Annotated in this window: 24 protein-coding genes; 21 read left to right on the forward strand and 3 right to left on the reverse strand. The window is 65.0% G+C overall.

Annotation, left to right across the window (positions count from 1 at the left end; all coding sequences use genetic code 11):
• The first annotated feature begins 43 nt into the window (after positions 1-43).
• The 18 genes from H1R19_RS01280 (at position 44) to H1R19_RS01365 (ending at position 20,270) form a co-directional block, all read left to right on the forward strand.
• The gene (locus tag H1R19_RS01280; RefSeq protein ID WP_219850362.1) at positions 44-1,660 is read left to right on the forward strand and encodes an AMP-binding protein; all 1,617 of its coding nucleotides are present in this window, start codon (positions 44-46) and stop codon (positions 1,658-1,660) included.
• Positions 1,657-1,878 (forward strand): acyl carrier protein, encoded by a 222-nt coding sequence (locus tag H1R19_RS01285; RefSeq protein ID WP_188330860.1) that lies wholly within the window; start codon positions 1,657-1,659, stop codon positions 1,876-1,878. Before H1R19_RS01280 ends, H1R19_RS01285 begins: the two co-directional genes overlap by 4 nt.
• Positions 1,875-3,242, forward strand: a complete 1,368-nt coding sequence (locus H1R19_RS01290; RefSeq protein WP_219850363.1) for a flavin monoamine oxidase family protein — start codon at positions 1,875-1,877, stop codon at positions 3,240-3,242. Before H1R19_RS01285 ends, H1R19_RS01290 begins: the two co-directional genes overlap by 4 nt.
• Complete coding sequence (locus H1R19_RS01295) at positions 3,239-4,645, forward strand: KamA family radical SAM protein (protein WP_219850364.1); 1,407 nt, start codon at positions 3,239-3,241, stop codon at positions 4,643-4,645. The genes H1R19_RS01290 and H1R19_RS01295 overlap by 4 nt, the downstream gene beginning before the upstream one ends.
• Positions 4,642-5,421, forward strand: a complete 780-nt coding sequence (locus H1R19_RS01300) for an LbetaH domain-containing protein (RefSeq protein ID WP_219850365.1) — start codon at positions 4,642-4,644, stop codon at positions 5,419-5,421. The genes H1R19_RS01295 and H1R19_RS01300 overlap by 4 nt, the downstream gene beginning before the upstream one ends.
• Positions 5,418-6,440: a GDP-mannose 4,6-dehydratase gene (gene gmd, locus H1R19_RS01305; protein WP_188330864.1), complete on the forward strand. Its 1,023-nt coding sequence runs from the start codon at positions 5,418-5,420 to the stop codon at positions 6,438-6,440. The genes H1R19_RS01300 and gmd overlap by 4 nt, the downstream gene beginning before the upstream one ends.
• Positions 6,441-6,444: 4 nt before the next feature.
• Positions 6,445-7,410, forward strand: a complete 966-nt coding sequence (locus H1R19_RS01310) for a GDP-L-fucose synthase family protein (protein ID WP_219850366.1) — start codon at positions 6,445-6,447, stop codon at positions 7,408-7,410.
• Positions 7,411-7,441: 31 nt separating this feature from the next.
• Positions 7,442-8,005 carry an LbetaH domain-containing protein gene (locus H1R19_RS01315; protein WP_219850367.1) on the forward strand — a complete coding sequence of 188 codons (564 nt, stop codon included), beginning with the start codon at positions 7,442-7,444 and terminating at the stop codon, positions 8,003-8,005.
• Complete coding sequence (locus H1R19_RS01320; protein ID WP_219850368.1) at positions 8,002-9,315, forward strand: glycosyltransferase; 1,314 nt, start codon at positions 8,002-8,004, stop codon at positions 9,313-9,315. Before H1R19_RS01315 ends, H1R19_RS01320 begins: the two co-directional genes overlap by 4 nt.
• Positions 9,315-10,493 (forward strand): glycosyltransferase, encoded by a 1,179-nt coding sequence (locus H1R19_RS01325; protein WP_219850369.1) that lies wholly within the window; start codon positions 9,315-9,317, stop codon positions 10,491-10,493. The genes H1R19_RS01320 and H1R19_RS01325 overlap by 1 nt, the downstream gene beginning before the upstream one ends.
• Entirely contained in the window at positions 10,487-11,263 is a 777-nt protein-coding gene (locus H1R19_RS01330) for a hypothetical protein (protein WP_188330869.1), read from the forward strand. The genes H1R19_RS01325 and H1R19_RS01330 overlap by 7 nt, the downstream gene beginning before the upstream one ends.
• A gap of 79 nt (positions 11,264-11,342) precedes the next feature.
• Positions 11,343-13,559: a hypothetical protein gene (locus H1R19_RS01335; protein WP_219850370.1), complete on the forward strand. Its 2,217-nt coding sequence runs from the start codon at positions 11,343-11,345 to the stop codon at positions 13,557-13,559.
• 76 nt (positions 13,560-13,635) lie between these two features.
• Positions 13,636-14,328: an SGNH/GDSL hydrolase family protein gene (locus tag H1R19_RS01340; protein ID WP_188330871.1), complete on the forward strand. Its 693-nt coding sequence runs from the start codon at positions 13,636-13,638 to the stop codon at positions 14,326-14,328.
• Positions 14,328-15,020: a YveK family protein gene (locus tag H1R19_RS01345; protein ID WP_188330872.1), complete on the forward strand. Its 693-nt coding sequence runs from the start codon at positions 14,328-14,330 to the stop codon at positions 15,018-15,020. The genes H1R19_RS01340 and H1R19_RS01345 overlap by 1 nt, the downstream gene beginning before the upstream one ends.
• A 15-nt stretch (positions 15,021-15,035) precedes the next feature.
• On the forward strand, positions 15,036-16,343 hold the full coding sequence (locus H1R19_RS01350; protein WP_257865696.1) for a Wzz/FepE/Etk N-terminal domain-containing protein: 1,308 nt from the start codon (positions 15,036-15,038) through the stop codon (positions 16,341-16,343).
• 76 nt (positions 16,344-16,419) lie between these two features.
• Positions 16,420-17,868, forward strand: a complete 1,449-nt coding sequence (locus H1R19_RS01355; RefSeq protein ID WP_219850372.1) for an endo-1,3-alpha-glucanase family glycosylhydrolase — start codon at positions 16,420-16,422, stop codon at positions 17,866-17,868.
• Between the two features lie 106 nt (positions 17,869-17,974).
• Positions 17,975-19,339 (forward strand): MATE family efflux transporter, encoded by a 1,365-nt coding sequence (locus H1R19_RS01360; RefSeq protein WP_219850373.1) that lies wholly within the window; start codon positions 17,975-17,977, stop codon positions 19,337-19,339.
• Positions 19,329-20,270, forward strand: coding sequence for an acyltransferase (locus H1R19_RS01365; protein ID WP_219850374.1), 942 nt, complete (start codon positions 19,329-19,331; stop codon positions 20,268-20,270). The genes H1R19_RS01360 and H1R19_RS01365 overlap by 11 nt, the downstream gene beginning before the upstream one ends.
• Positions 20,271-20,274: 4 nt before the next feature.
• Here H1R19_RS01365 and H1R19_RS01370 read toward each other — a convergent pair whose 3' ends face one another.
• Positions 20,275-21,096, reverse strand: coding sequence for an SDR family NAD(P)-dependent oxidoreductase (locus H1R19_RS01370; RefSeq protein WP_188330877.1), 822 nt, complete (start codon positions 21,094-21,096; stop codon positions 20,275-20,277).
• A 118-nt stretch (positions 21,097-21,214) separates the two neighbouring features.
• On the opposite strand from H1R19_RS01370, the gene H1R19_RS01375 reads away from it, so the two are divergent.
• On the forward strand, positions 21,215-21,814 hold the full coding sequence (locus H1R19_RS01375; RefSeq protein WP_219851494.1) for a TetR/AcrR family transcriptional regulator: 600 nt from the start codon (positions 21,215-21,217) through the stop codon (positions 21,812-21,814).
• Between the two features lie 48 nt (positions 21,815-21,862).
• On the opposite strand, the gene H1R19_RS01380 is transcribed toward H1R19_RS01375, so the two are convergent.
• Positions 21,863-22,678 carry a class I SAM-dependent methyltransferase gene (locus H1R19_RS01380; protein ID WP_188330878.1) on the reverse strand — a complete coding sequence of 272 codons (816 nt, stop codon included), beginning with the start codon at positions 22,676-22,678 and terminating at the stop codon, positions 21,863-21,865.
• A gap of 258 nt (positions 22,679-22,936) precedes the next feature.
• Between H1R19_RS01380 and H1R19_RS01385 the strand changes: the two genes are divergently transcribed.
• On the forward strand, positions 22,937-23,611 hold the full coding sequence (locus H1R19_RS01385) for a winged helix-turn-helix transcriptional regulator (protein ID WP_188330879.1): 675 nt from the start codon (positions 22,937-22,939) through the stop codon (positions 23,609-23,611).
• 10 nt (positions 23,612-23,621) lie between these two features.
• Here H1R19_RS01385 and H1R19_RS01390 read toward each other — a convergent pair whose 3' ends face one another.
• Positions 23,622-24,992, reverse strand: a complete 1,371-nt coding sequence (locus tag H1R19_RS01390; protein WP_223205497.1) for a DoxX family protein — start codon at positions 24,990-24,992, stop codon at positions 23,622-23,624.
• Between the two features lie 82 nt (positions 24,993-25,074).
• On the opposite strand from H1R19_RS01390, the gene H1R19_RS23330 reads away from it, so the two are divergent.
• A complete protein-coding gene (locus H1R19_RS23330; RefSeq protein WP_257865695.1) occupies positions 25,075-25,200 on the forward strand; it encodes a hypothetical protein in 126 nt (41 codons plus the stop codon).
• Positions 25,201-25,248: the final 48 nt, after the last annotated feature.

Raw genomic sequence — 25,248 nt, forward strand, 5'->3', positions numbered from 1 at the left:
CCACCAGAGCATTACGTCTCTCACGACGTGCAGGAGGAAGATCATGTCTGCTGTTTCCGATGTCGCCGACGTCAATGCCGCTGACTCCGCCGACGCTGACTCCGCCGGCGATGTGGTCGGAGACTTCCTCCGCATTGCCCGAGACGAGGCGAGCGGGATAGCGATCGTCCACAACGGGGTGGAGATCACCTATCAGGAGCTCGCGCACCGGGTACGACGCACGGCGCGACGCTACCGGGCCCGCCTGCTCGAGCCCGACGATCGCGCCGGGTTCATCAGCGTGTTGGTCACCCATCGCCCCGCAGTGGTGGAGCACATGCTCGGTGTGCTCGCGGCCGGCGCCTGCTACTGCCCGATCGATGCGGCGCTTCCGAGTGCACGACAGCGAGCCCTCGCCGACACGGTCGGCGCCCGTCAGGTCTTCTCATCGGAGCCGATGGTGAAGGACGACACAGCCTTTGGTGTCGAGTTCATCGGCGATCGGCCGGTTGCCGAGGACGTCGGAAGGCCGGAGTCCTGGGTACCGGCAGGCGATCCGGCGTATGTCTTCTGCACGTCGGGATCGACCGGCGCGCCCAAGCCGGTGGTGGTGTCGCGACGCGCACTCTCCGCCACGGTCCGGGAGTTGCGCAGGCTCTTCGAGCTGACCGCCGACGATCGCGTGCTCCAGTTCGCCTCTCTTGCCTGGGACACCTGCCTGGAGGAGATCATGCCGGCGATCACCTGCGGCGCAACCCTCGTGTTCGACGACGCGGCCCACCGGGGCTCCTTCCCGGCATTCGTCCGGATGCTGGCGGAACAGCGAGTCACCGTGGTGGATCTGCCGACCGCGTTCTGGCATGAGTTGGTGCTCTACCTCCACGAACAACGAACCGGGCACGAACAACGAACCGGGCACGAAGAACGAACCGGGCTGCCCACAGGTCTCCGCCTGGTGATCATCGGCGGTGAACGGGTCGATGAGACTCGCCTACGGCAGTGGCGCGACCTAGGTCTCGATGACGTCAGGCTGCTCAACACCTACGGGTGCACGGAGACGACGATGATCACCCACGCCGTGCAGTTGGCAGGCCCGGGTACCGAAGGTGAGATCGCCGTCCCCGGCGCCGAGGCGCCGATAGGACGCAGGCTGCCCCATGTGGTCGATCGGGTCGGCGACGACGGTGAACTGCTGATCTCGGGTCCGGCGCTGGCGGATGGATATCTGGGGATGCCGGAAGTGACCGCCGACAGCTTTCCTGTCGAAGATCACGGCTCGGGTCGGGCTCGGTGGTTTCACACCGGGGACATCGTCTCCCTCGGACCCGACGGGATGCTGTACGCGCGGGGGCGTGCCGACGAGCAGCTGAAAGTGCTCGGCGTCCGGATTCACCCGGCCGAAGTGGAGATGCACCTGAGAACGCACCCGGCGATCGCCGGTGCCGTCGTGGTCGGCGAGCGGCGTCTGGAGCGCACGTCCCTGATCGCCTATGTGGTTGTCGTGCAGGACATCACCCCGGCAGACCTCAAACGGTATCTGCGCGATCGGTTACCCAAGCAGTTCGTACCCAGCAGGGTGCGATTCGTCCCGGCCCTGAGCCACACCGCCAGCGGCAAGGTGGATCGGGCTGGAACCCATCGTGCCGCAACAGAACAGAAGGCGACGGAACACGTCCTATGAGTGCTGATCACATCGTCAAGATATTCTGCCGGGTTCTCGATGAAACCGACGTGGAGCCGAGTTCTGACTTCTTCGAGCTCGGCGGAGACTCCCTACTCGCCACCCGGGTGCTCAGCGCCATCGCGCGCGACTTCGGTGTGGAGCTGACCTGGGAGGACTTCATCGAAAAGCCCACCCCCGAGGGACTGTTCGAACTCGTCCCGGAGGTAGAGCGATGAACGCGGCGCCGCGTCGAGTGGTCGTCGTCGGGGCGGGGATCGCCGGTTTGACCGCGGCGCGTGAACTGGTTTCGGCGGGCGTCGAGGTCACCGTCGTGGAGGCCCGCGACCGGGTGGGTGGACGTATCGTCGGTGTGCCGATACTCGACGATGCGGTTGCAGACGGAGGAGCCGCCTATCTCGGCGATCGGCATACCGAGTTGCTGGCCCTGGTCCATGAGTTCGGTCTATCGCTCGTCTCCACCGAAATGATCGGTGACAGCGCCTTTCTCATCTCGGCAGAGAGGACGACGACCGGCAGGAGGGTGCCACCCTTCAATCCGATCGCGCTCGGCGGATTGTTCGACTGCCTGCAAGAAGTCATCGACGGTGTCGATCCGGGCGCGCCGTGGGAGTCGACGGACGCCGAACGGCTCGACAACCTGACAGCCGACCGCTGGCTCGCCGGGCTACGCCTCCATCCGGATGCCGAGGAGTTCTTCCCCATCTTCCTGGGCGAGATGATGGGAGCCGACCCGCACTCGATCTCTGTTCTGCACATGGCGGTGTATCTGCGATCGGGCGGCGGACTGCGCTACCTGAATGCCTTCGAAGGCGGCGCCCAACGATGGCGGATCGCCGGTGGTTCGCAGCGGCTGTGCGAGGCGATCGCTCTGCGGTTGGGTCCCCGCGTTGTTGTGAACGCACCCGTCGTGGCGGTCGTGCAGGATGCGGATGAAGTGGTCGTGCGCTCTGTTTCGGTTGTCGACGGGGCCGAGTCCACGTTCCGTGCCGACCGCGTGATCATCGCCGTACCGCCCCGGCTGGCACAGCGAATGGAGTTTCGTCCCGGCCTGTGCGAGCCGAGGGCGACCGAGGCGACGGCCCCCGGGTGCGTGATCAAGGTGCATCTGGGTTATCCCGCGCCGCTGTGGCGCAGACGGGGACTCTCGGGTTGGTCGGCCAGTACCGACGGGCCGGTCCAGTTCACCGTGGACGACTCACCGGCCGACGACTCCGTCGGTGTCCTCACCGGTTTCGTCACCGGTGCCGCGGCGCGCACTTTCACCGCGCTGTCCACGACCGAGCAGCGCTCGGCGGTGCTGACCCACATCGGTCGACTCTTCCCGGAGTTGCCCGAACCGGCGGGTTTCTCGGTGACGGATTGGCCGGCCGAAGAGTACAGCGAGGGCTGCTACGCAGCTCTGTTCGGACCCGGCGACTGGCATCAGCTGGGGCCCCACCTGACCACACCGCACGGCCTCGTCCACTGGGCGGGCACCGAGACCTCGCTGGAGTTCTTCGGACTCATGGAAGGCGCGATCAGGTCGGGCAAGCGGGCCGCAGCCGAATTGACCCTCGACATGGAAGGTGCGTTGCGATGAGCGTACTCGGCGAGCATCACATCGATCACGACGTCACGGTTGTCGATCAGCCCTACCGCTACGAACGCAGGCTACTGACCGAACCGGACTGGCGCCGGTACCCGGGCTGGGCCGACGTGGGTGAGCATGACTGGAACAACCCGCAGTGGCAACGCTCCCATTCGGTCAAGAACGTCCTGCAATTGCGTACGGTGCTGGGAGGTTTGCTCGATGAGCGCTTCTACGCCGACCTTGTCGCCGACCAGCAGCAACGGGCCACGATGTCGATGCTGGTACCCCCGCAGATGCTCAACACCATCGCGCCGGCGTGGACACCGGGATCGGGATCTTTCACCGACGCCTTCTACGCGGATCCGATCCGGCGGTACATGGTGCCAGCGCTCAGCGATCGACGATCGGAATGGGGATCACACCCGCATGCAGAGCGGGATTCGTTGCACGAGAGCGATATGTGGGTCGTCGAGGGTCTGACACATCGGTATCCGACGAAGGTCCTCGCCGAGTTGCTGTCGACGTGCCCGCAATACTGTGGGCACTGCACCCGAATGGATCTCGTGGGGAATTCGACTCCGACGGTGAACAAGTCGAAACTCGCCCTCCGCCCTGCCGATCGCCAACAGAGAATGCTCGACTACCTACGTGCCACACCATCGGTCCGCGACGTGGTGGTGTCGGGGGGTGACGTCGCGAATGTTCCGTGGTATCGCCTGGAGTCGTTCGTGATGGAGTTGCTGACTATCGATTCGATACGCGATATCCGCTTGGCGACAAAGGCATTGGCGACACTTCCCCAGCATTGGTTGCAGCCCGATGTGGTCGAGGGTGTCCATCGGGTGGCGAGTACCGCTGCCGCGCGCGGCGTGAACCTCGCGCTACACACGCACATCAATCACGCGAATTCGGTGACCCCGCTGGTTGCGGAAGCCACTCACGCACTACTCGACGCCGGGCTTCGTGACGTGCGCAATCAGGGCGTGCTCATGCGAGGCGTCAACGCCACCGTGAACGACCTCCTGGATCTGTGCTTCGCCCTTCAGGGCGAGGCGAACATCCTCCCGTACTACTTCTACATGTGCGACATGATCCCCAATTCCGAGCATTGGCGAACCTCGCTCGCACAGGCGCAGGATCTACAGCTGGGGATTCTGGGTTACCTGCCAGGCTTCGCCACACCGCGGATCGTCTGCGACGTGCCGTTCGTCGGGAAACGCTGGGTTCATCAAGCCGTCCATTACGACCGTGAGCTGGGGATCTCGTACTGGACCAAGAACTACCGGACCGCGCTGGATGCAGCCGATGACAAGGCATTGTCGCGCGTCTACCCGTTCTTCGACCCCATCGACAGCTTGCCGGTCTCCGGGCAGGAGAAATGGCGCGCTGATACCGAAAGGAAGCCGTCGTGAACAAGATCGAGGTGCTCGTGTGGCTCCTTCCCGCCGGCGCACGGAAGAACCGGTTGCTGCGGACGTTCGGGCACGAGATCGCCCCCACGGCGTGCATCGGACCGGTGCTGGCCATGAACGTCGGGCACGTTGTCCTGGGGGACGGCGCACAGATCGGTCCGTTGAACCTCATCCGGTCTCTCCGTCGACTGACCATGGGTGCCGGTGCCACGGTCGGATCGTTGAACACCATCTCATGTGCGCCCGAATTCCAGGAACTGCACATAGACGTGGGCGCGCTGGTGATGGGTGACGGCGCGATCATCACGAGCCGGCACTACATCGACTGTTCGGGAATCGTCGAGATGGGTGACATGTCAGCCATCGGCGGTCAGCGAACCACGATCCTCAGTCACCAGATCGATCTGCCGATCAACGTCCAGTCGGCAGGTCTGGTCAGCCTCGGTGAGCGGTCACTGGTTCTGACCAACTGCCTACTGCTGAAAGGCGCTGCACTGCCGCGATACTCGCTGTTGATCGCGGAGTCGACCCTCAGCAGGTCCCGGAAACTCGATCCACCGCCGGGGATCTACGGAGGCACTCCTGCGGAGTTCATCAGGGCCAACACGGTCGACGACGGCGAGAGCTGGTTCGAGAGGGTGGAGAGTCCGACGACACGGCTGAGAGTGGACCTCCCTCGCGAGCGCCGCAAGGCCCGGCAACAGGAGAAACCAGAGTCCGAATCCGCACTGGCCGAGCAGCAATCCCCGCGACTCCTACGAAAGTTGTTCGCATGAAGAAGGCACTCATCACCGGGATCACCGGGCAGGACGGCTCGTACCTGGCCGAACTGCTCCTGTCGAAGGGGTATGAAGTCCACGGCCTGATCCGACGCTGCTCGACCTTCAACACCTCCCGGATCGATCACCTCTATCAGGATCCGCACGAGCCGGACGCGCGGCTGTTCCTGCACTACGGCGACCTCAGCGACGGCGCACGCCTGGTCACTCTGCTGAGCACGATCGAACCCGACGAGGTCTACAACCTCGCTGCGCAATCCCATGTTCGGGTCAGCTTCGACGAACCCGAGCACACCGGGAACACGACCGGCATCGGGTCGATCAGACTGCTGGAAGCCGTGCGGCAGTCCAAGGTCCAGTGCCGCTACTACCAGGCCTCCAGCTCGGAGATGTTCGGTGCGTCACCCCCGCCCCAGTGCGAGACCACGGTGTTCTACCCGAGGTCCCCGTACGGGGCGGCGAAGGTCTACTCGTACTGGATCACCCGCAACTACCGCGAGGCGTACGACCTGTTCGCCGTCAACGGAATCCTGTTCAACCACGAATCCCCCCGGCGCGGTGAGACATTCGTGACGCGAAAGATCACGCGTGCGGTCGCCCGGATCCAGGCCGGGCTCGAGAGTCACCTGTACTTGGGCAACCTCGAGGCGGTGCGTGACTGGGGTTACGCGCCCGAGTACGTCGAAGGTATGTGGCGGATGCTGCAGGCCGACGAACCCTCCGATTACGTTCTTGCGACCGGACTTTCGTTCACTGTCCGGGATTTCGTGGAAAGAGCGTTCGATCATGCCGGCCTGTGTTGGCAAGACCATGTCCGTTTCGACGACCGATACCTGCGGCCGACGGAGGTGGACTCGCTGATCGGGGACGCGACCAAAGCTCGCGATCAGCTCGGCTGGAAGGCCGAGGTCGATGCCCCGGAAATCGCCCGGATCATGGTCGATGCCGACATCGCCGCACTGAGATGTGAAGGCACGTCGTGGATCGATCGTCCGGCGCTCGCGGATTGGAAGTAGCCCGATGGCCGTCTTCACCCCCGCGCCGCTGGATCGGGACGCGACCGTCTACATCGCCGGACACCGCGGGCTGGTCGGCTCCGCGTTGTGGCGGCAGTTTCAGAGCCAGGGATTCCGAAACCTCGTCGGTCGAACCAGCAGCGCGCTCGACCTCCGTGACCGGGGGGATACGTTCTCGTTCATACGCGCGGTGCGTCCCGACGTCGTGATCCTCGCCGCGGCACGGGTCGGCGGGATAATGGCGAACAGTACCCACCCGGTCGACTTCCTCTCCGAGAACCTGCAGATCCAGCTGAACGTTCTGGATGCCGCTGTCGAACAGCGGGTTCCACGCCTGCTGTTCCTGGGTTCGTCCTGCATCTACCCGAAGTATGCGGCGCAGCCCATTCGGGAGAATTCCTTGCTCACCGGCCCGCTGGAGCCCACCAACGATGCCTACGCGATCGCCAAGATAGCCGGGATACTGCACATCCAGGCGGTTCGCCGTCAGCACGGTCTGCCCTGGATCTCCGCGATGCCGACCAACCTCTACGGACCCGGCGACAACTTCTCGTCGACAAATTCCCACGTGCTGCCGGCGCTCATCCGACGATACGACGAGGCCGTCGCGTCAGGATCCGGCCGGGTGACGAACTGGGGTAGCGGGCGCCCCCGACGTGAGTTCCTCCACGTGGACGACATGGCGCGCGCGTGCCTGTGTCTTCTCGAACGCTACGACGGCCCGACGCAGGTGAATGTCGGCGCCGGTCGGGATCAGACGATCGCTCGTATCGCCGAGATGGTGGCCGACGCGGTCGGCTACGACGGCGTCACCGAGTGGGACACGAGCAAGCCGGACGGCACTCCTCGGAAGCTGCTGGATGTGTCGCTGCTGAATGGGATCGGCTGGCAGCCGGCCGTATCGATCGAGAGTGGCATCGCCGACACCGTGGCCTGGTACCGCGCCAATCTGGCCGGTCTTCGGGTGTAACGGACCGGCGGGGAAGGAACAGGTGAGCGCGATGACTGCACGTACCTCAGAGTCGACATCGGGGCGATTCGCACTGCGGGACTTCCGCGGTGAGGGCTACGACAAAGGCCGCGGTCCCGTGACCCAGGTTGCGTGGTTCATCGTGCGGTCGGTGCTGATGTGCTGGTGGGTGCCGGCGCGGGCGCGGGTCGCCGTGCTCCGGCTCTTCGGGGCGGACATCGGCGAGCGAGTGCTGATCCGCCACGACGTCCGCATCCACTGGCCGTGGAAGCTGTCAGTCGGGGACGACACCTGGATCGGCGAGCAGGCGTGGATCCTCAACTTGGAACCTGTCCGGATCGGCGCCAACACCTGTATCTCACAGGGTGTTCTGCTGTGTACCGGCAGCCACGATCGCTTCTCGGTATCGTTCGCTTTCGACAACGCTCCCATCACCATCGGCGAATCCGTGTGGATCGCCACGCGCGCAACAGTTCTCCGAGGCGTGCGGGTCGGCGACCGCGCCCTGGTGGGTGCGACTGCCCTCGTCACCCACGACGTCGATCGAGACGCGATGGTCATCGCTCCGACAGGGAGAGAGGTCGAGAGACCATGAGAATACTTCTGACCGGTATCAACTACGCACCCGAGGTGACGGGGATCGCGCCCTACACGACCGGACTGGCCGAAGGGCTCGCCGAACGCGGCCACCAGGTGGACGTCGTGACGGGCCTGCCGCACTACCCGGAATGGCGGGTCGCCGACGGCTGGGGCTCCGAATCCGGATCGACATCGACCCGGAACAGTGTGGGAATCAGGCGAATTCACCACCATGTCCCATCGGTTCCGTCGCTCAAGGGCCGACTCAGGATGGAGGTCAGCTTCGGTCTGCACGCCGTGGCCGCGCGCGCACCGCGTCCCGACCTCGTCCTTGCCGTCACCCCGGCGCTGATCGCGAGCGCCATGGTGATCGCACGTGCCCGTGTCCGGGGAGTGCCGGCGGGATTGATCGTCCAGGATCTCTACGGACTCGGCGTACGCGAAACCGGGTCGGCGTTCGGGCCGGCCGCGTCGTCGGTGAGCCGGTTCGAGGCAACGGTGTTCCGCCGGGCATCCGGGGTGGCGGTGATTCACGACCACTTTCGCGACAGCGTCGTGGAGATGGGCGTCGACAAAGAGCATGTGACGGTGATCCGCAACTGGTCACACTTCACACCCGCAGGGACGAAGCGTGTGTCGGCGGAGATGTCACGGCGCACCAGGCACGCGTACGGGTGGCGGGAAGACGAGATCGTCGTCCTGCACGCCGGCAACATGGGCCTCAAGCAGGGACTCGACAATGTCATTGAAGCAGCTCGGCTGGCCGATGCGCGCAATCTGCCGGTGCGCTTCGTGCTCGTCGGCGACGGCAACCAGCGCGCCAGGCTTCAGGAGATGGCCGGTGGCGGAGGGCATCTGGACATGATCGATCCGTTGCCGGAAGAAGAGTTCAGGGCGATCGTCGCTGCTGCTGACCTCCTCCTGGTCAATGAGTTGCCCGGGGTCCGTGAGATGGCCGTTCCGAGCAAACTCACCACATACTTCGCGGCCGCCCATCCCGTGATCGGTGCTGTCGACGCGAACGGTGTCACTGCCGGCGAGATCTTCAGTTCGGGTGCCGGCACGGTGGTACCGCCGGGTGATCCGTGCGCACTGGTGGAGGAGGCATGCCGACTCGGGCATGACGAAGACCAGTGTACGGAGTTCGCCGCATGCGGACCGGCGTACGCGCACAAGGTGCTGAGTGTGCGGTCGGCGATCGACCAGTATGCGGAGTGGTGCGAGCGGCTGGCGTCTCAGCGCGGACGCGCGTCCGCGTCCGTGGCGTATTCGCCGGGTGCGCAACAGCCATCCGCTGCAACCGACCCGGCGGGGAGGTGGCTCTGATGCGTGTTGTTCATGTGGTGACCCTTCTCAGCCCCGATGGTGCGTACGGCGGCCCGACGCGTGTCGCGCTGAATGTGGCCGAGGAGCTGATCCGACGGGGCGTCGACGTGGAGGTCGCCGCCGGGACGCGAGGTTTCGACCAGCCGCCGACTTCTGTCGGCGCCGTGCCTCTACGGCTCTTCGGGGTCGTGTCGGTCCTGCCGAAGGTCGGGTTCGCAGGCCTGGCATCCCCGCGGCAGGTGTGGTGGTTTGTGCGGTCAGCGCGACGGTTCGACGTGGTGCATGTCCATCTCGCGCGGGATCTTGTGACACCCATCATCGCCGCGATCGCGTTGATCCTGCGCAAGCCCGTGTTCGTGCAGACGCATGGCATGATCGACGCCTCCGACAGACTGCTGAGCCGGCCGTTCGATCTGTTGCTGATCAGGCCGATCCTGCGACGGGCGCGGGCGGTGTTCTGCCTGACCGACGACGAGGCTGCCGAAATCGCTGTCGTGGAGCGTGATTCTCGAGTGGTGATCCTCGCCAACGGGGTGCCGGTTCCGCCGCAGCATCTACGTGCGCGACCGGCGCGGGAGACCCGCCGGTTGAAGGTCCTCTTCCTGGCCCGGCTCCACGAGCGCAAGCGACCGATGCACCTGGTGCGGGCGGCGCTCGCCCTGCTCGAGACCGACGGTGATGTGGAGCTGGCCCTTGTCGGGCCGGACGAGGGGGAGGGCGAGCAGGTGGTACGCGCGATCCGCGAATCGGATTTCGCGTCACGGATCACATGGGAAGGTCCGATCGAGCCGTCGAAGACTCTGCCGCGTATGGCCGAGGCCGACGTGTATGTCCTGCCTTCGGTCAACGAACCGTTTGGGATGACCGTGCTCGAGGCGATGTCGATCGGTCTTCCCGTCGTGGTCACCGACAGTTGCGGGCTCGCCCGGGCAGTGGCGGAGGGGGAGGCGGGAATCGTCGTCGATGACTCGGTCGAAGCCCTCACTGCCGCAATCGATCGGTACCGGTGCGATCCGGCGCTGGTGGAACGGCACGGTGCCCACGCCCGTCGTCTGGTCTCGGAGTCGTACTGCATGGCCGATGTCGGAACGGTGCTGATGCGGGAGTATCAGGCGCCGGCGGGTCGGGATCACGGTCATGATGATGCAGCGAACGCGAATCGAGCAGTGCGATGCTGATGAAACCGATGTCGCTGAAGAAGGACTCGGCGATCAAGGCGGCGCTCGTGGTGGTGTGTGCCCTGGTCATCTCGGTTGTCCTGTACGCAGGGCTCGTCCGCAACGATGCAGAGCCGGTGCCCTCCTCCTCGGTGTCGCTCGACTTCACCGCGTTGCCGGATGGCGACCTGCCAGGAGATTTTGCCGACGGAGCTCCGGCCACCAACTCCAATGACCACGTACCGCCCGCGAGCAGAATGCGAATCGTCGACGGCGCCATGACTTTCACTCCCACCGAGCCCGGGACCGTCGCGGGATACCTCAGTACTCCCGACCTGCTCAGTCCGGTGACCGGGATGCGAGCGAGATGGGTGTTCCGGCCCGGAAAGGGAACGATGGGGGCGATCGCGCTCGTCGTGTCGAAGGGCATCAAGGCCGAACAGTTTCCCCCGCTGACACCGCCGATCTCGATCCACTTGGTGATCACGCCCGTCAACTGGAACCTCGCCGTGCAGAATCCGAGTCAGGATCAGGGCCTGCAGTATGTCGGGCAGGGCTTCTTGAAGGCCGAGCTCGAGACCGACGGCAAGACCGAATACGACGTGGGTGTCCGGATCGATCAGGGCACCGCGACCATCGATCTTCCGGACGGCACTTCGGCAACTGTCAAGGACCCGCGAATCAGCCAGTGGAGTGGGAACTTCGCGACCTTCGAGGTCTTTGCCAATCATGGTTCCACAGATGCCAACGGGGCCTTCCGAGAGATTTGGGCGGCCTCCGGTGATTCGTAGACGAGCTCTGGGCACACCGAACACGTCCGCGTCGGCACTGCTGGGCATACAGCAGATCTGGGCGGCGCTGACCGTAGTCGTGGCAGTCGCGGCTACGTCCTGTGCGGGACTCGGCAGCGCCGCGGGTTTTGCGATCCTCGCGACGGTCTACGCGCCCTGGCTGGTGGTCAGCGATGTGCTGAGTTCGACTGCGCGGCAACGGCGGAGAACTGCATCGCCGACTGATCTGTATGTTGTCGTCGGTCGTGAGGCGCCCCCGGCGTCCATCGCTTCGGTCGGCATCTGCGTATGCGCGCTCGGCATCTCGGTGTTTGTCGGGCCGCAGGGCCGCACCATCGGTGACGCGGTGTTCGTGTCGCGGGGCACAACGATCCTGGTGGCCTTGGGGTTTGGCGCGATGGTGTGGCTGCGAGTGCTCATCCGCGCTCAGAGCGCGACCGGCCGGCAGAACGTCGCCCACAGACTGGCGGCCCTCGTCGTCGGTGTCACGTTTCTGACGTCGTTGATCTCGACACTCGTTCTCGGCTCTCTCGTCGGGAGCGCCTTCGGTTTCGCCATCGGCGCGCTCCTGGTGGTGATCGGTGGGTATCTCCTGCTGGTCCCGTGGTCGCCGTCAGAACTGGCCGGTGGCATGCGGCCGGTTGCCGCCCGCCATGACGAACAACGCCATGCGCCGACCGAAGGCGAACCCGAGAGCGACGCGCCGTCGAAACCCGTCGACGGGTCAGCGGTTCGTCGTGCATATGCAGGTCTGTGCGTCTTCGCCCTGTTCGGCGTTCTGGTTCCCGCCTACGTGATCGTCAGCGGGCCGGCGAGAGCGGGGGGTCTGTGGCTCCTGTTGGTTCCGGTCGTTCTGGTGGCGGCGATGCGCCTGGCCTGGCTGGTTCGCCGCGGGGAGCGCCGGCTTCTCGAAATGACCTTCTGGGTGTTCACGTACACGTTCATGGGGCTGGCGCCTCTGGCGCAGATCCGCGATCACTCCTCGCCTGCCACGGTCGCCAGAGTGTCGTGGGACCTGGTGCCGAGTGCCGCAGGCCTGGTGCTGTTCGGAATCGTTACGTTCCTGATCGGGACCTTCGTCGCGTCACGGGTGACAGCGCGCCTGTCCACCGCGGCCGATGATGCGGAGAGCTCCTCCGCCGCACCACATGTCTCGGTCTCCTACCGCAAGCTCATCGCACTGTCGGTCGTCACCGTCCTCGTGAACTTCTACTACTTGGCCAACGTCGGCGTGATCCAGTTCACCAGTAGCCGCGTCGAAGCGGTGCTGGCCTATCGGTCGGTATGGGCCGCCGGATCGATCGGGATCCTGATCCTCCCGGCGACGTGCATGAGCCTCCTGGTGACCTGGGTGGCCTGGATGCGGTTTCGACGAGAGATCCGGGCCATGGCGTCGGCAGGACATCAGTTCCCCCCGACGATGTGGCGGGTGAGCCTGTTCTTCACCATCGTCCTGGGCCTGCTGCTGGCGAACACCATGAATCCGATCTCGAATGCGCGGTACCTCTCGGGTACGGCGTTGCTCGCGGCAGCGGTGGCGTTCGGGTTCTTCTCCACCAGCAATCGATTCCGGGTGATGGTCGTGACTTTTGTCCTCGCGTTCGTGGTGATCTTTCCGCTGGCGGACGCCTTCAGATTCTCCGACTCCGCGGAGTTCAAGGCGAGCGGACCGATGGAGGCGCTGCTGTCGCCCGACTTCGATTCATTCGCTCAGGTCAACAACGGACTGCTGGTTGCCGCTCGTGAGGGAGTGGAGCCGGGACGTCAATTCATCGGCGTACTCCTGTGGTGGTTCCCGCGGTCGTTGTGGCCGGAAAAGCCGTTGGACACCGGGATATACATCGCGAACAACCGCGGATACGCCTTCGGCAACCTCTCGGCACCGTTGTGGGTCGAGTTCCTCCTGAACGGCGGCTGGATCCTGGTGGCGGCCGGGATGGCGATCCTCGGCTATGTCTGTTACCGGTTCGATTCGGCGATCGATGCGCAGATGCAGCACACGGCGATGCCGACGGTGCTCGGTACGATTCTTCCCTTCTACCTCCTGATCCTCCTCAGAGGATCACTGCTGCAAGCGATGTCGTTTCTCAGTTTCATCCTGATGTTCGCGTTCATCGTGCGGGCCAAACCCGCCCCGGCCGGCGGGATCTTCAACCGTCGATGGCTGCCCGACTCTCTTCGGTATGCCGATGCCGACATCGGATCAGTACCCGACTCGCCGACGGGACTCGTGCCGGATCACGCGGTGCCCAGCGCAGCGGGCCATCACCGGGTAGGTCACGTTGTCCGGATATGAGGGAACGCCCGGCGAGAGCGGACGCCGGCGGCCGAACGCGACGCGAGTCGGCAGGGCAGCGGCGGTGGTGGCGGCGGTGATCGTCGCCTTGGCCTCCGTGACGGGAGCGTGGATGAGGGTACATGCGCCGGAGCCGCAACAGGATTCGCAAGCCTGGCAGGTTCCCGCGTCGCAATCGGCGCCGACGTTGTTGATAATCGGCGACAGCTTCGCCGGCGGTACCGGGAATCCGGAGTTCGACGCATACCCTGCCGTGCTGATGCAGCGCACCGGGTGGCATGTTCGGGTGGATGCGCAAGGCGGAACAGGATTTGTGAATCCGGGGGTCAAGAAGACGGTCAGGCTCATCGACCGACTCGAGTCAGATCGCAGAATCCACCGGCCGGATTACATTCTTGTCGACGCCGGGCGCAATGATCTCGATATGGATCCCACCCGGGTCTCGGCAGCCATCGATGACTACTTCGATCGGATGAAAACTGCGTTCCCGCAAGCGAAAACGGTGATAATTCTGCCATCATATCTTACGAGTGAACCGCCATCGAACTACGGACCACTCCGCGATGCGCTGACGAGCAGTGCGGAGAAGATCGAGGCCAAGGTCATCGATCCGGTTGCCGAAGAGTGGTATGTCGGCATCGATCTGAATCCTCTGCTCGGACCGGACGGGGTCCATCTCAACGGACCGGGAAACCAGTTCTACGCCAATAAGATAATCGACCGATTACGTGCTTTCGGATTTCCGGTCGGAAGCGGTGAGGGACACTGATGAACGACTACCAGGAGCTGATGAGATCCCTGCGTGGTCGCTGGGCGCTCGTCCTCGCCGGAGTGCTGGCCGGAATGTCCCTCGGCGCAGTGTTTTCGATGGTTCAGCCGGTGACCTACGCGGCCACCGCGCGGATCTTCATCGCCACGCCGGTGTGGAACGACATGATCGGCGACGGGAGCGCGGCCTCGGGATCGAGTGCTGCGATAGCCAGTCTCACCGGCGGTGACACCAAGACCTCATACGGGAACCAGTTCACGCAACAGCGGATGCCGACATACCTGGCTCTCTTGACCACGCCGGCGGTATTGGGACCGGCGGCGGCGAAACTCGAGACCACCGAGGCAGACCTGGGTTCACGGGTCACCGGTCGGCTTGTTCCGGAGACCGTCATGCTCGACGTCACGGTGACGTCGGACTCGGCGGCACGAGCTGCCGACGAGGCCAACGCGACGGCTGCCGGTTACATCGATGTGCTGAGAAGCCTCGAGTCGCCGTCATCGGTGACGGCGGCGGCATCGCCGGTGCAACCGGTGGTGGTCGCCGGTGCATCGGCGCCCAGCTCCGCGAGTGCACCGAACGTGCTGGTACACGTCGCCGTCGGAGGAACCCTCGGAATGTTGGCCGCCGTGGCGATCGCGGTGTCATCGCGACCGCGCCGGCAACAGTGGCGTCGACGGCATTCGCGCTAGAGAACGGACGAGAAAATGGAATTCCTGAGGCTCACTTGGTACGTGATCCGGCGGCGTTGGCCCGTCGTCCTGGTGTCGTTGGCGCTCTGCGTCGTGGCGGGGACGATCTTCTCCAACTCGCAACCCGCGACGTACACGGCATCGGCCCAGATGTTCTTGCGGGCACCGGATGTGAAGTCATCTGCCAGCGCATACCAGGGTGACCTGTTCTCTCGGCAGCGTGCGCAGACCTACATGAACCTGTTCTCCAGTGACGATCTGGCCAAATCGGTGATCGACACACTCTCACTTCCGGTCTCCACAACGGAATTGGTGTCCAAGGTCTCCGCGGAGAACATCAAGGACACGGTGATCATCGTCGTAACGGCAACCGACCCCGATCCCCAGCAGGCGGCGAACATCGCGAACGGTTATGCCGGTGTGTTCGGCCGCTACGTCGCCAGAATGGAGAACGTGGAGTACGACCCCGCCGTCAAACCACTTGTCACGGTGGTCAAGACGGCGAGCGGCGACACCGCGGTCCGGTCGGGGTATTCCACCGGACTCGTGATGTCGGTGGCGGTGCTGCTCGCGCTGCTGATCTCGGCGTCGATCGTCTACCTGCTGGAGAGATACGACACCCGGGTGCGGTCGCGACGGCAGATCGAGGCATTGGCCGGCGCCCCGGTGATCGCCGTGTTCGACGCCTGGAGCGTGGAGTCGAACTCGGCCGGAGGAGCGCACGGAGCAGCGCACGGGGATGGCCGCGCACTGGTCGCACGCGCGGAATCGGACGAACCCGCGATCTCTGACACGGCTCGTCGCGCTCTGGTCGGTATTCGTTCTCGGCTCTCGCTGGTGCCGGAGAGCGAGGTCGGCAAGCGCAGCATCGTCACCGTGTTCGGCGATTCCCACGCAGCTGACAGCTCGCGGGTCACCGAAGTACTCGCGGTCGCATCGGCGTCGGTGGGCGATGCCACCGTGGTGATCAGGCCGGGCGACTCACCTCCGCCCGAACCGCGGACCTCCGAACCGGTGAATCCTGATGAGGTGCTCGTCTCGTTCGCGGATTCACGCTTGGAAGCCACCCGCGAGCGCATCGCCGAGATCGGCAAGGAGGTGGACCTGGCCCTCATCGACGCTCCACCGCTGGCGGAGTCGGCCGGATGCGATATCGCCATCGAGAGCGGCGGTTCCGCGCTGATCGTCGTGCGGCCCGGCAAGACGAGCAAGGTCGCCCTCGCCGAGGCGGCAGCGAAGGTGTCGACGCTCGGACGACCCGTCCTGGGAGTGGTGGTGACAAGGGCTCATGAGACCTCCACTGTCAACGGTGTCTACATCTGAAGTCCGGACGCACGCCGTCGGCGGGACGGATGTGCGCAGGAGGACGCCCGCCCGGTCTTCGACCCGGAGAGTTGCTGTGCGGCTCACCATCTCGGCGATCCTGATCACGTCGTCCCTGGCGGGTTGCCACCGCTCTGTGGAGTCGGCCGTCGACGCACCGTCGGTAGCCACCGAGTACCTCCCGCTCGACCTGCCGGATTCGACAGGGCCGAGGGTGTTCGCGCATTACATGCCGAACTTTCCGGTGTCGATCGACAACGAGCCGCCCGAGTCGGACTACTACCGCACCGAGTACCTCGATCCGACGGGCGAGGACGGGATTCACATGTCCTACGGCGGCTACCTTCGGGACCGGCCACTTCCTCGGAAGCCCTCGAAGCAGGGGAAATGGGCCGAACAGAACGTGGAACTCGAGATATCCCAGGCCGAATCGGTGGGCATCGACGGTTTCGCCGTCGACGTCATCCTTCCCAGGAGCCGGTCCGACGTCGTGGACGGGATCCTCGCTGCGGCCGGCACGCCCGGGAGGTTCTCGATCATGCTGACCATGGACATGGGTGGCCCCGTGGCCACGGATCAGCCGATGTCGTCGTTCATCGACGACATCGTGCACTACGCGAAGATGCCCGCAGCATATCGGTTGTCCGACGGTCGCCTGGTACTCAGTGCGTTTCGTGCGGAGCTGCGACCAGTGGGGTGGTGGAGGCAGGTACTGGAGGGTTTGTCTGCCCGCGGTGTGTCGGCGGTGTTCTTTCCGATTCTCCTGGATACGAGCGCCAATCTGGAGAAGTTCGCCGCCATCAGTTATGGGATCGGGTCATGGGGCGGACGCAGCCCCAACGCGTACTCACTCGACGACACCAGGCGAGGCGCGTGGCCGGATCTGGCCCGACGCAGCCGAGCGCTCGGGTTGAAGATCATGTCGCCGGTGGCTTTTCAGGACAACCGGCCCTATGCGCAACTGTACTTCGAGGCGATGAACGGCCTCACGATGCGTTCCGGGTGGGCGGCTGCCGAGGAGATCAAACCCGAGATCGTCCAGATCATGACGTGGAACGACTATGCCGAGACCTCGGCTGTCGCACCCTCGTTGCGCCACGGCTACCGGGTCCTCGACATGCTTGCCTACCACATCGCGAAATTCAAGAGCGGGTCGTCGCCGGCCATTCGCCGAGACGTTGTCTTCGCGACATACCGAACGCAGCGATATCAAGCGGCACCGTCCTTCTCGCAACCGAAGCTCATGCAACTCAGTGCCGACAGCATGCCGGCACGGAACGAGATCGAGGTGACCGCCTACGGCGTGGAACCGTCGTCCATCACGGTCCGCATGGGGTCAGAGGTACGGCACTGCACGGTGTCCAAGGGACTCGACTACTGCACCTTCCCGCTGGGCACGGGCGGCGTGACGATCGAGATGACGCGTGACGGCCGCACGGTCGCGACGGCGGGGGGCGGGCCGGCCGTGACGACCTCGCCCTATGTACAAGACCTGCAGTACGTGGCGGTCGGCGGTCTGCGATGAATGGGATGATTGATCCGGCTCGCTCCGGCAGACAGTGTAGGCATCACCGGCGGTGCCGTCAGGTGATCCTCCTGCCGACGCCAGGCCCACGGTCCGCGGCGGGGGCATGCGCATGAAGTTCCAGGGTGCGGCGAGGTCGGCAGCGTCACCGGTCGATCAGCTGTTGTCCAGTGTCAGCAACGGTGTGGTTCTCCTCGCCATGGCCGCGGTGTCGACCATCGACGACTTCGGAACCCTGTCGCTGCTGTTCACGTTGGCTGCCGCGGCGATCGGCATACTCCGCGGTGCGCTCGGTACCCCGTTGCTTCTGTCAGCGGGCGAGGGGACATCGGCGATAAGACACCACGGGCGGCACGCTGTGGTCGCCGCGCTGGTGGCCGGTGTTCTGGGTGCGCCGGTGCTGCTGGTCGCCGGCGCGGCGCTCGGCCACCCGGCTTTCGGTCTGTTGCTCGCGCTCGCACTGCCGATCATCCTGATGCAGGATACGTTGCGCTACTGCGCGATTGCCTTGGGTCGTGCGCATGTCGCGGTTGTCTGGGACGGTCTGTGGTGCGCGGGCAGCGTGGCGGCGCTACTGCTTGCCTGGTGGCATCCGGTGTGGCTGACTGCGGCCTGGCTACTGGCGGGCTGGGTGGTGTTCGCGGTGGCATCGCTCATCGGCCTCGGCGCGGCACTGCGTGTCGTCCCGGAGTTCTCGGGTACGTGGCGGTGGGTGCGCGCCGACCTCAGGGGCCGGATCCGGTATGGCGTCGATGCGGGGCTGGAGCAGGTCGCGTTCTTCGCGGTGCTCCTCATCGGAACAGTGGTCATCGGGAGTTACGCGACCGCCGCGCTTCGGGGGGCCACCGCCGCCCTGGCGCCGGTGGCGATCCTGGGCAGTTCGATTCCACTGCTCGTCATCCCGGCTGCCATTCGGTCCGGAAAGCAGCCCCGGGAGATCTGGAGATCGCTGACGAAGCTCGCCCTTTTCACCTCGATGTGCTCGGTTGTGGCAGGACTGGTTCTTTATCTACTGCCCGCGCATCTGGGTCATCGCGTGCTCGGCGAATCGTTCGACGTGATTCGCGATGTGGTCCTGATCGTCGCGGCGGAGTACGCGGCGACCGGATGGCTCCTCGTGATCGGGGTGTACCTCAGGTCGCAGAACAGAAGTGCCGAAGTCGTGCGGCTGAGATCCTTCGCGGTGTGCGCCACACTCGTCGGATCGCTTGTCGGTGCGCTCGTGATCGGTTCTCCCGCAGGTCTTGGCGCCTTCTATCTCATCGCCACGATCCTCTCCGTCGGGATGGCGCTGGTGTGGTTCACACCGTGGAGGGAGAGCCCGTGGCAGTTGGGCCGGGGGAGATCGGGTCTGGGGAAGCTGGCCCGGGAATCGACACAACATGTGACGGCCGCACAGGCGCTCGCAGTACGCGCGGGTCCGTCGGGTGCGGTCATTCGAACGAGGGAGGTCGAGAATCATGAAGGGTAATGGAACTGCGGCGGCTATCGCGGGAATCGTCCGGGGGGATCACGATGCTGAGCACGCCCCTGCCGGTCGGGCTGCCGAAATCGACGAGACTCCGCCAGGGGTGGGCAGTGCGATGAGTCGGGTCTGGCGTGGGATGAAAGCTCTGAGAGATGTTGTGTCCGTCGGAGTGTGGCTTTTTCCTCCGTGCCGTCTCAAGAACAGGCTCTTGAACGCGCTCGGCAATGACATCAGCGCGAGCGCGGTGATCTGGCCGGTGCTGGTCCTGTCCTGTGGGCGATTCGAGATCGCCGACGACGTCAGCCTCATGCCGTTCAGTGCCTTTCGACGGATGAACCGGGTGGAGGTCGGTCCTCGAAGCATGATCGGGTTGTTCAATTCGATCACCGCATCGCCGGAGTACCAGCGGTTCGACGATCGTGCCGGCACGCTGAGGATCGGTGAGTCCGCTGGTATCACCAACCGGCATTATCTTGATTGTTCGGGGCGCATCGAGCTCTCGGACGGGGCGGCGATCGGCGGTATCAGGTCGATCTTCCAGTCTCACGAACTCGATATCGTGTTGAACCGACCCACGATCGGGACGATCGTCGTCGGCGAGAACAGCCTGACCGGGAGCTCGTGCATCGTCGCGAAAGGCGTTCACATTCCGAGCAGGTCCTACGTGGGTATGGGTTCGGTGGTGATCCAATCCGCCATCGGCGCGGACGGGCGTCCCGGTCTGTACGCAGGATCGCCGGCGCGGTGGCGCCGGGAACTCCCGGACTGCGAGTGGTGGCACCGGCGGGACACTCACACGCTTCCGCTCACTCGCCACGATTTCGACACGGATTTCGACGACACGGATTTCGGCGGCACGGAGCTCGACAGTACGGATTTGGACAGCACCGGCCCCCGCACCGGAACCGATGCGGACGAGCGATCTGCGGTCTGAGTTGTCACCCCGGTGCGAGCCGACTGAGGTGCTCCCACTTCAGATAGTCGTCGATGCGGGACTGTTCCATCGCCAGGACATGGCCGAAGGACTCGCTGCCGACGATCAGTCGACGCGGCGGGTCGGGCAGTGCGACCAGTTCCAGGAGCGTCGGGACGACGGTGCTGGGCTCCGGCGACACGTCGTCGCCCCACATCTGCTCCATCTCCGAGCGCAGGTCCCGATACTCCGACATCGGTTCGGTGGTGGTCATGCCGGTTGTGAAGAGGCCGGTGTTGTAACCGCCCATCTGCAGGATGGTGACCTCGATCCCGAAGCCGGCGACCTCCATGGCCAGTGCTTCGCTGACCGAGTCCAGTGCGGCCTTGCCCGCACCGTAGAACCCGACCGTGGCCATCCCGACGCCGCTGCCCATCGAGGTGACCTGGAGGATTCGCCCGCCGCCCTGGGCGCGAAGATGCGGGACCACTGCCTGTGCCACCCAGACCGCCCCGAAGAAGTTGACGTCCAGGTGCGCCCGGATCTGCTCTTCGGTGGCTTCTTCGACCATCCCGTACAGCATCGCGCCGGCATTGTTGACCACGATGTCGAGCCGGCCGAATGCCGCGACTGCCTGCTCGACGCCGGTGAACACCGCTCGACGATCGGTGACGTCCAACGCCAGCGGGACGAGTCGACCCGGGTGCGCTTCGGCCAGCCGATCCAGGGGCTCGACGTTGCGGGCCGCCGCGATCACCCGGTCGCCGTTCGCGAGAGCGGCTTCGGTGAACGCCCTGCCCAGGCCCCTCGACGCGCCGGTGACGAACCACACTCGGGTGTGTGACATGGATTCCCCTCCACTAAACGAGACGATCCGTCTCGGTAGGGGAACTTACCGCCCTCGGCCCGACTAATCAATACGTTGCGTCTCGTTTACTTCTGGCTAGGCTCGACGGGTGTCAGAGATGAAGGGTCCGGATCATTCACGCCGCAAGGAACGCTCCCGGCAGGCGATCCTCGGGGCGGCCCGGGCGCTGGTTGCCGAGGCGCCGTACGACAAGGTCACGGTCGAGGCGATCGCGGCACGGGCGGGGGTGGGCAAGCAGACGATCTATCGTCGATGGCCGTCGAAGAGTGCTGTGGTCCTCGCCGCGGTGCTGGCGCTCAGTGAACACGGTGACGGTCAATCGATTTCGTTGCCGGACAGCGGGGATCTCGAGGCCGACCTCAAGACGGTCATGCGGGCCACCGTCGCGGAGTTCGCCGATCCCGCCTTCGATCGGTTGATCCGGGCGGTCAACGCCGAGATCGTCAACGATGCCGACCTGGCGGCCGAGTACCACGAAAAGCTGGCCGGGCCGCTGGAGGAGGCGAAGCGGGCGCGTCTCCGCAGTGCGCAGCGTGCCGGGCAGCTGGATTCGGCCGCCGACCTCGACCTCGCTCTCGCGGTTCTCTATGCGCCACTCTTCCAGCGGTGGCTGCACCGAGCGGGTCCACTGACCGATGACTATGCCGACGCACTGGTCGACGCGATGTTGAGAGCGTTCGGTCCACAGTCGAAGTGAGGGATTCGTATCGGTGTGGCGATGTGTATCCCGCACTCTGTGCCGAGCTCACGCCACCGTCATCACCGCCTGCAGGTACTCCCACTCCATTCGCCCGTTGGTGATGTACCGGTCAGCGTGGGCGGCGATCGCTGCATCGAGCTCGGCGACACGTGCGGCGTCGTCCCCGATGTTGCGATACGTCATGATCGTCGGTCCGTAATGCGCCTTGAAGAAGTCCCGGAACGCCGCGCCGTCGGTGAAATCATCGATTTCCACAGTGGCAGTGGTGAACTGATGGTCGGAGACCCGCTCGCCGAACAGTGATCGCACATGGTCGGCGTCACCCCACAGCGGGCCGGGGCGGGCCCCGGGGGGAGGCGGCGGCGCGTAGGGCTTCAGCACTCCCAGCAGTTCGCCGATGAAACCCGTCGGCGTCCAGTTGATCAGCCCGATCTGTCCGTCCGGTCGGACGACGCGGACGAGTTCGTCGGCACACTTCTGGTGGTTCGGTGCGAACATCACGCCCACGCAGGAGGTCGCGACATCGAAGTCGTCGTCGTCGAACGGGAGGTCCTCGGCGTCTGCGGTGCGCCAGGTGATGCCCAGGTCGCGGTGTCGCGACTCGCCGGTCTCGAGCAGTTCTGGTGTGAGGTCGGTGGCGACGACGTGCCCACCGGCCTGCGCCGCCGGGACCGCGACGTTACCTGCTCCGGCGGCGACGTCGACCACCTTCTGCTTGGGCTCGATGTGCAGCGCGTCGACGAGACGTCGACCCAGTGGGGCGATGAGACCGGCGACTGCGGGATAGTCGCCCGACGCCCACAGCTTGCGGTGGCGGGCCTTGATCTCGGCGTCGATCGGGGTGGGTTGTGTCGTGGTCATGATGAGGAGTCCTCGTGCTCGTCGTGGTGGCGGGTCGCCGCCCGGCCGACGTGGCCGGACACCCATCAGCATCCGACGGCGCGCACCTCGCCTTCCAGACCAGGATCTGTACCGGTGGTGATTCAGATTCTGTACTGGTCTTCGCGCAGTGACAGGTGTGTACTTGGACCACCCGGGTCCTCGGTTCAACCGCTGTACCCGGATCAACTGCTGTGGGGGGCAGCTGCGTACTCCGAACAGTGACGCTGGGAGGCTGCGATGTCGTCGTATGGACAATTCTGTCCGGTGGCCAAGTCGATGGAGTTGCTCGATGAGCGCTGGACTATTCTCGTCGTCCGCGAACTCCTCTTGGGCAGTAGGCATTTCAATGAACTTCGACGAGGCGTTCCCAAGATGTCGCCTGCACTCCTGACCAAGCGGTTACGTGGTCTCGAACGTGCCGGGGTGATCAACCGGAACGTGATCGGCGGTCGTTCGGTGTACACGCTGACGGACATGGGGGAGGAACTGGCGACCGTGGTGGAAGCGTTGAGCGCGTGGGGTGTCCGGTGGATCGGCGAGCTCGGCGATGCCGACCTGGACCCGCATCTGCTCCTGTGGGACATGCACCGCACCGTTCCCGTGGACCGGTGGCCGAGGCGACGCACCATGGTGCAGTTCAGGTTTGACGATGTGGTCGGCAAGGCGAGCACGTGGTGGCTCGTGGTGGCCGGCGGTGAGGCGCAGGTGTGCGACTTCGACCCCGGCTACGACCTCGACGCCACCGTGTTGACCGATCTGCGAACTCTGACCGAGGTCTGGCGCGGCGACATCGACTGGCGGTACGCGCTCGGCAGCAATCGCATCGAGATCCAGGCGTCGGCCTCGGTGGCTCGAGACGTGCCGTCGTGGATCGGGCAGAGCCTGGCGTCGACCGTCACACGACCGGCATGAGGGTCGGGTCTCACCGGAAATACGGCTCTTCCTGAACCCAGTGGAAGCCGCGACCGAGCAGTGGCAGGGAGTTCTCGTCGAACCGGTCGAGAACGATGAGGGCCTGCTGTCCGTCGAGGCTCCCGGAAAGGACGAGTCTGTCCTCGGCGGGCCGCTCGAACCGCAGCGACGCGGCAGGTTCGGCCGACTCCGGCGCGGGTAGCTCGATGATCCCGCGGTCGACGTCGACGACGGCAGGCCGTGTCACCAGATCGGCGTTCATCTGCTGCACCGTGACGGCCCCGGGCACCTCGAAGACGACCCGGCGCCAACGGTCCTGATCGGTGGTCAGCGGCGGTACCTCGCGCCCGTCCAGTGAGAACTGCCGTACCTCCCAGATCCCGTACAGTTCGGTCTTCGGCGCCGCCGAGCCGTACTCGTGCCAGCCCGACCAGCTGATCTGCGCGGTGCCGAGCACCACCCACACGCCGAGCAGGATCTGGACGCGCGTGGACCACCGATTGCGCTCCGGGGTGTCGAACAGCCGCGGTGTCACCGGCGCCGAGGCGGGCCGTTCCAGTACGAACATCGCGAAGAGGTTTTTGAACTGAGGGGCCAGCAGGATCAACGACAGCAGCACCAGATGTGCGGACAAGATCTTGACCGGCACGTCGAAGGTCATGTTCAAGATGAAGACCTGCACCATCGCGACGAAGCTGACGAGGACGCCCAGAGTGGTCGTCCGCGTCCAGAACAGCAGGATGCCGCCCAGCACCTCGACCCCGCCGAGCAGCATCTCGTAGACGGGTGAACTGCCGACCTGCAGCCACAACACCGACGCCGGACTGAACTCCCCGTAGGGCTGCAGGAGTGCGGACAGCGACGGCGGCGGCATCTGCGACGGGATGAGCTTGGCGAAGCCGTAGAAGAGCATCTGGCCGCCCAGGCACAACCGGAGGAAGGTCATCCACCATGCGCTCAGGCGTGTGTAGCCGGGACGGTTGCGGTCGAGGAACGACCAGACGGCGGTGAGGGCCGCCGCCGCGACGAGGATGCAGAACATCAGGATCCAGATCGCGGTCTGGTCGCCGCTGCCCGAATCCATCCGAAGCGTTGCGTCGACGCCGAAGACGTTGTGGCCGACCCAGCTCAACGCCGGTGCGAGAGCGGTCATCTGCCAGATGATGGCGTCGTCGGGCAGCAGAGTGCCGAGGATTCCGGTGTAGACGAAGGTGATCTGCGCGAAGATCAGGCAGAACAAGGCGGTGTACAGGAACAGGAATCGAAAACCGATGCGGTGGAACGCTGTCCACGGTCGAACTGTCCACGGGTCCTCGGCGGCATCGTCGGTGGACTGTGGGTTGTCGGTGGGCAGTGGGGTGGGCGTTTCGGTGGTGGTCATGCTCCAGCCTTCGGTGCGAATTGCCAGGTTTGACCCAACGCTATTGAGGGCCGGGCACCGAGTGCATCGGGGAGAAGACCGAGTGGACCCCCAACTTTCGAGGGATCCCGGTCAGGGTCGGGTCGGGTGTCAACGCACCCCGATCGACCTCGCCGAGGCGCTCGGGTCGGTGAGCAGCCTGCGCAAGATCTCCGATCAGCTCGGCTGAGCCACGCAACCGGTCCCCCACGACAGTCGCCGCGGAACGTCCGGTGTG

The sequence above is a fragment of the Gordonia jinghuaiqii genome (genome assembly GCF_014041935.1).
In the GTDB taxonomy this organism is placed as follows: Bacteria; Actinomycetota; Actinomycetes; order Mycobacteriales; family Mycobacteriaceae; genus Gordonia; species Gordonia jinghuaiqii.